This window comes from Haematospirillum sp. H1815 (genome assembly GCF_012102705.1).
GTDB lineage: Bacteria > Pseudomonadota > Alphaproteobacteria > Rhodospirillales > Rhodospirillaceae > Haematospirillum.
This window is the reverse complement of the sequence record NZ_JAAVTA010000004.1, coordinates 186,761-193,064: the sequence shown is the minus strand read 5'-3', so window position 1 is coordinate 193,064 and position 6,304 is coordinate 186,761. Positions and strand designations below refer to the sequence as shown.

5 protein-coding genes and 1 riboswitch are annotated in these 6,304 nt (G+C 54.6%); of the genes, 3 read left to right on the top strand and 2 right to left on the bottom strand.

What is annotated here, in order from left to right; translation table 11 throughout:
* The first annotated feature begins 104 nt into the window (after positions 1–104).
* A complete protein-coding gene (locus HEQ60_RS05680) occupies positions 105–743 on the top strand; it encodes a hypothetical protein (protein ID WP_168070395.1) in 639 nt (212 codons plus the stop codon).
* 27 nt (positions 744–770) lie between these two features.
* Positions 771–1,130, top strand: coding sequence for a GtrA family protein (locus tag HEQ60_RS05675; protein WP_168070393.1), 360 nt, complete (start codon positions 771–773; stop codon positions 1,128–1,130).
* On the opposite strand, the gene metE is transcribed toward HEQ60_RS05675, so the two are convergent.
* Together metE and HEQ60_RS05665 are read right to left on the bottom strand one after the other, a co-directional pair.
* Positions 1,091–3,472: a 5-methyltetrahydropteroyltriglutamate--homocysteine S-methyltransferase gene (gene metE, locus HEQ60_RS05670; protein WP_322099296.1), complete on the bottom strand. Its 2,382-nt coding sequence runs from the start codon at positions 3,470–3,472 to the stop codon at positions 1,091–1,093. The genes HEQ60_RS05675 and metE overlap by 40 nt on opposite strands.
* Positions 3,473–3,578: 106 nt before the next feature.
* Positions 3,579–3,787, bottom strand: a riboswitch (cobalamin riboswitch).
* A gap of 41 nt (positions 3,788–3,828) precedes the next feature.
* Complete coding sequence (locus HEQ60_RS05665) at positions 3,829–4,446, bottom strand: pseudouridine synthase (RefSeq protein WP_168070391.1); 618 nt, start codon at positions 4,444–4,446, stop codon at positions 3,829–3,831.
* Positions 4,447–4,744: 298 nt separating this feature from the next.
* Between HEQ60_RS05665 and putP the strand changes: the two genes are divergently transcribed.
* Entirely contained in the window at positions 4,745–6,265 is a 1,521-nt protein-coding gene (putP, locus tag HEQ60_RS05660; RefSeq protein ID WP_168070387.1) for a sodium/proline symporter PutP, read from the top strand.
* Positions 6,266–6,304: the final 39 nt, after the last annotated feature.

Below are 6,304 nucleotides of genomic sequence, written 5' to 3'. Positions count from 1 at the left end.
CGATGCAAAAGGTTCGGGCAAGGCCGTGAAAACCATGCTGCCAATAGCAGAGCTGAACGAGCGTAGCCGCGAGGTTTTGCGTCTGGTCGTTGAGTCGTGAGTCCATGATGGGGAGCCGGTTGGTTCCCGTACCGTGTCCCGTTCTTCTTGCCTTGATAACAAACCCGCCGCTTTATAACGGTGTTCGTCACTTTCTGTTTGTGGTTCCTCCCCTTGTCATTCTCTCTGCAGCTGGTTTGTATGCGGTCTGTACCCGTGTCGCGGCTGTTTCGTCTGTTGCTGCAAGAAGGTTCTTTTTTGCTGCTTTCGGAGCTGTTCTTCTGCTGTCAGCGGTTCCGTTGGTTCTGATCCATCCCTACGGATATGTGGGTTACAATATTTTTGCCGGGGGGCTTTCCGGTGCTGTCGGGCGGTGGGAGATGGACTATTGGTCAAGCAGCGTGAAGGATGCTCTTGTCGGGCTGCAACAGTATGCTCTACCTCGTGATACAGGTGGAGAATACCGGGTTGCTGTTTGTGCTGAACTCGTGCAGGCCGATGCTGTTCTTGGGCCGGGATTTCGCGTTGTTGCCGATTGGCTGCAGGCTGATTTTTTTGTCTCGGCGACCCAGATGGGGTGTGATGCGGCCATGGATGGGGATGTTGTTGTCGAGGTGCGCCGTCTCGGGGTTCCTTTGGCTGTGGTCAAGGACCTGAGGCCTGTGCAGGATCGCCCGGCCGAGTATCCCGTGATCGTTCGGTGATCTGTGGTGTTGTCCTGGCGCCAGTTCATGCTGTTTGCTGTTGCTGGCGGTTTTGGTACCGTCGTGCACTATTGTGTTCTGATCGTTCTGGTCGAACTTCTGTCTTTTGATCCTGTTTCTGGATCTGTTGCCGGTTTTCTGTGCGGTGCCCTGACGAATTATGGAGCCGGACGTGTCATTGTGTTCCGCAGTACCCGGCCCCATGTCGAGACATTGCCACGTTTTTTCGTGGTAGCCGGGACCGGGTTTCTGTGGAACGGAGTGCTGATGACCGTTCTGTCAGGCGTCTTGCTCTGGCCCTATCTGGTTGCCCAGGTTGTGGTCACCGGCTTCCTCCTTGTATGGCACTATGTGCTTAACGCGCTTTGGACATTTCGCTGTTCCTGATTCTGGCTGATGCGAAGTTTGCGCGCGGCTGCAACCATATTGAGCAGGGCAGGCTGTATGTCATCCCATGCTCTTGTTTTCAGGCCGCAGTCCGGATTGATCCACAGCTGTCGATCGTGCAGATACTGTCGTGCCATGGCAAGGCGTGCGACAATTTCATCGGTTCCCGGAATGCGTGGAGAGTGAATATCGTACACGCCCGGGCCAATGCTGTTTGGGTAGCGGTATGTCCTGAAAGTCTCAAGAAGGTCCATGCCTGATCGGGATGCTTCTATTGATACAACATCGGCATCCATGGCCGCGATCGCTTCCATGATGTCGTTGAATTCTGAATAGCACATATGGGTATGTATTTGCGTATGGTCTGAGACGCCTGATGAGGTCAGATGAAAGCATGCAACGGCCCATTCCAGATATGCGTTCCATTCTGTTTGCCGCAGTGGCAACCCTTCACGCAGGGCAGCTTCGTCTATCTGGATAATGCGGGCACCCGCCTTTTCCAGGTCAAGCACTTCGTCCCGCAGAGCCAGCGCCAGCTGGCGACAAGCCGTGCTGCGGGGAATATCGTCCCGCACAAATGACCAGTTCAGGATCGTGACCGGCCCTGTCAACATGCCCTTGACCGGGCGTGATGTGACAGCCTGTGCGCACGACCACCATGTGACGGTCATGGGTTCGGGGCGGGATATATCGCCATAAAGGATGGGGGGGCGGACGCAACGGGAGCCATAAGACTGCACCCATCCGTGCCGCGTGAAGGCAAATCCTGACAGTTTCTCCCCGAAATATTGGACCATGTCATTGCGTTCAAACTCGCCGTGAACCAGAACATCCAGTCCCGTTTGTTCCTGCCAGCGAACAACCCGCTCTGTTTCCTTCCTCAGGAAGAGCTCATAGTCTTCGGTTGTTAGTATTCCTTTGCGATGGGCTGACCGTGCCTGCCTGACCTTCCCGGTTTGAGGAAATGAGCCGATCGTCGTGGTCGGAAAGAGAGGGAGGGCAAGGTCTTTCTGTTGCTGTGATGCCCGCACAGCGTACGGACTTTTGCGTTTTGTCATGTGTGGCTTTATGCCGTTGACCCTGTCCTGGACGGTCTTGCAATGTATCTTGTCTGAGGTCTTGCGGGCACGGGTGGCCAGTGATGCAGCCTCCAGCTGACCACGTACGGATTCCTTGCCACGGGCAAGGGCCGTTGCCAGAACCGCCAGTTCGTGGATCTTCTGATCCGCAAAGGACAGCCAGCTTTTGATATCGCTGTCCATATCGGTCTCCACGCTGATGTCCAGCGGCACGTGGAGCAATGAGCAGGAAGGAGCCAGCTGAATGTTCTCTGCGCCTTTCTGTTTTACCGCGGGCTCCAGCTGATCCAGTATGGCTTCCAGATCGGCGCGCCATACGTTGCGTCCGTCTATGACCCCCAGTGACAGGATCTGCTCACGCCTTGACCTGCGTATGACCTCAGGCAGCTGTTCCGGGGCGCGCACCAGATCCAGGTGCAGCCCTGCTACGGGTAGCAGCGTTGCCAGATCAAGATTATCCCCCAGTCCGCCAAACCATGTGGTTAACATGATGTTCAGATTGGGCAAGGCGCGTGCAAAAGCCTGATATGTTGTTTGCAATGCGGTTCGGGCTTCGTCATCCAGATCGGTAATCAGGCAGGGTTCGTCGATCTGGATCCAGTCCGCTCCTTCAAGTGACAAGCGTGTCAGAAGATCAATGTACACTAACAATAATGAATCAAGATTACGGAGAGGGGAGACAATGGGATCGGTGCTCTTTCCCAGTTTGAGGAATGTAACAGGCCCAAGAAGAACCGGTCGTGTTCTGTACCCCAGAAGGCGTGCTTCCCGATACTCGTTGACAGCCTTCAGGCATGAAAGACGGAAGGGTTGTCCGGGTGTGAATTCCGGAACCATGTAATGGTAGTTGGTATCAAACCACTTTGTCATGTCCTGGGCTGGTATGCCGGCCCCTGTATAGGCCGGGTTGCAGGCATGGTGGCATTCCTTTCCTGCGGTGCCACGTGTTCCGCGAGCCATGGCAAAGTATGTTGTCAGTCCCGGCGGGCCGCCTTTCCAGTCATATCGCTCCGGTATGGCACCAACCATGGTGCTGGTATCAAGGACATGGTCATACAGGGAGAAATCATTTGATGGCAGAATGGTTGCGCCTTGTTCAATCTGTCGCGCCCAGTTTCTGGCCTTGAGCTTGGTTGCGGTGTGTACAAGTGCACTTTCCGCTATATTGCCTTTCCAGAAGTCTTCCAGGGCAAACTTCAATTCCCTGTGCCGACCGATACGCGGCATGCCAAGGGTTGCTACAGAAAGAGAAGAAATAGTCACGGCTTGACCCCCATGGTGTTGGGGCAAGGTAAAGCGGACACGCAGAAAGGCGACTGGTACAGAGCAACCTGTACACCCTCAGGCGTACCACCGGGACACCCCGCCCGAGGACGTTATAGGTCGGGGCAGGTCTCCTGGCTTGCGAGTCCTTGTGGCCGTCTGGCCTTCCCGGAACGTGAAGTCCCAGTGACACGTAGCGACGGCCTACTCTTCGCCTACAGTTGCGGGGGCAGCTCCGGATTAGTTTGGAGAACGCACCGGATTCCCTCTTAGCTTCGGGTGCTGTCCCGAAGAACCTCGACCAAAAGACGATAGGTATGAGGTGATGCAACTGTCAATAACGTATAAAGATATGTTTATACTTTTTGGTCCGGAGGGACGGGTGTTGTGCCGAGAATGTCCTGTGCCTGGACTGTGTGCCATTGTCCGGGTTCAAGATCACCCAGTGCAAGATGGCCGATCTGCACGCGTACCAGGCGCAGGGTCGGGAATCCCGTTGCGGCGGTCATCCGGCGGACCTGTCGGTTCTTTCCTTCGGTCAACGTCAGGCGTAGCCAAGCGGTGGGAACTGATTTGCGGTAACGTACCGGCGGGTTTCTTGGCGGCAGATCAAAATCTTCGGGCATCAATTCAACGGTGGCCGGTTGTGTTCGGTATATCCGGCTCCCCACCCTTATATCTGTTCCGGTACGGAGCATGGTGAGAGCCTCTTCGTTCGGAATGCGTTCCACCTGTACCAAATAGATACGAGGGTGTGCATGGCTGGGTTCCAGCAACTGATGCACAAGCCGACGATCGGAGGACAGAATCAGCAAGCCTTCACTGTCCTGATCCAACCGACCCGCTGCATATACCCCGGGAGGAAGGCCAAAATCAGCCAGAGTCCTTTGCCCTGATACCTCTGGTGTAAACTGACTCAACACGCCATAGGGTTTGTGAAAAGCAATAGTTTTCGAACGAGTTGAACGTGTCATGATGCGTCTTCAGAGGCAGGAGGGCAGCGTGGGGAAAAAAAGACATATAGCAGCATACACATGGCATGGATATGCCTTCGGATGCCTTGGTTCCGTAAAGATCAGAACCCTTGATTGCGTAATTGTATGACCTGGGCTAGATTTCAGGGAATGAAAAAAGTGTGTACATTGTTCTCTTCCCTGGTGTGTCTTTGCCGGTGGCTTGGCTTTTATGTCCCGGCCCTTGTTGTCCCGGTGTGTTGCCTGGTGGGTTTGGGAACATATGTACCGGGGGCTTTACAACAGAGCAGGGTGCATTATGGGTCTCGGAAATCCGACAACAGTGACTTTTGTCGCTTATCTCCTTTTAACAGTTGGCATCGGCTTTTTTGCATGGCGCTATACACGTAATCTCTCTGATTATATTCTTGGTGGGCGCAGTCTTGGGTCGTTTGTTACGGCCCTGTCGGCAGGCGCATCGGATATGAGCGGCTGGCTTCTGATGGGTCTGCCCGGTGCTGTTTTTGCCTTTGGGCTTTCAGAAAGCTGGATTGTTGTTGGGCTGGTTCTGGGGGCTTGGCTGAACTGGGGTGTTGTTGCCGGGCGGCTGCGTGTTTACACAGAGCTGACGGACAATGCCCTGACGTTGCCAGATTATTTCACAGCCCGCTTCGAGGATGACAGTCGCGTCCTGCGGGTGATCTCTGCTGTACTTATCCTGTTCTTTTTCACGATGTACTGTGCATCAGGCATGGTCGCCAGTGCCCGTTTGTTTGAAGGAACATTTGGGCTGTCGTACGAAGTGGCGCTCTGGGCCGGTGCGGCAGCAACCATCGTCTATGTGCTGGTTGGCGGTTTTCTGGCTGTCAGTTGGACGGATACCATTCAGGCATCCTTGATGATCATGGCACTGCTGCTGGTTCCATTTGTTGTGGTCGGAGAGCTTGGCGGGCTGGATAGTGCTGTTGACAAGGTTCTGCAGGTCAATGCGCAAGCTACCGATATGTTTGGTAATATGACCATCGTTGGCATTGTATCCCTGCTGGGGTGGGGACTGGGTTATATGGGGCAGCCCCACATTCTTGCCCGTTTTATGGCCGTTGACTCGGTTCGCTCCATTCCCAGAGCCCGGCGTATTGGTATGACCTGGATGATCCTGTGCCTGGTGGGTGCGGTACTGGTTGGATTCTTCGGGTCAGCCTATTTTGCTGAACATACAGGCCTTTCCGGCCCTGTTACCGAGAACCGGGAGCGCGTTTTCATCCAGCTGTCACAGGTACTGTTCAATCCATGGATAGCAGGTGTTTTGTTGTCGGCTATTCTGTCAGCCGTCATGAGTACCTTGTCCTGTCAGCTTCTGGTTTGTTCCTCTGCCCTTACAGAGGATTTGTACAAGCCGTTTGTGCGCAAAAATGCCAGTCAGGCAGAGCTGGTCTGGGTCGGGCGTGCCATGGTCCTGGTTGTAGCCATTGTGGCAATCTTGATTGCCCGTGACCCGCAAAGCCGCGTTCTGGGGCTGGTTGGTTATGCTTGGGCTGGTTTTGGTGCGGCTTTTGGTCCTGTTGTTCTTTTGTCCCTGTTGTGGCCTTCCATGACCCGCTATGGGGCTCTGGCCGGGATGTTAACGGGGGCCGTAACCGTGATTGCGTGGAGCCATGGCGAATGGTTCGGTGCTGCTCCGGGCCCGTTGTTCGGCCTTTATGAACTAGTGCCTGGTTTCGTCTTCTCTGCCGTGGCCGTTGTTGTCGGTACATACCTGTCTCCGGTTCCATCATTGGGCATGCTTGGTGTTTTTGGATCCATGCGTGAGCAGGTTATGGCAGGGCAGGAGGTGCGTTAGCCTCTGACCTCACCGTTTTATGATGCAGGTTATCTCTTT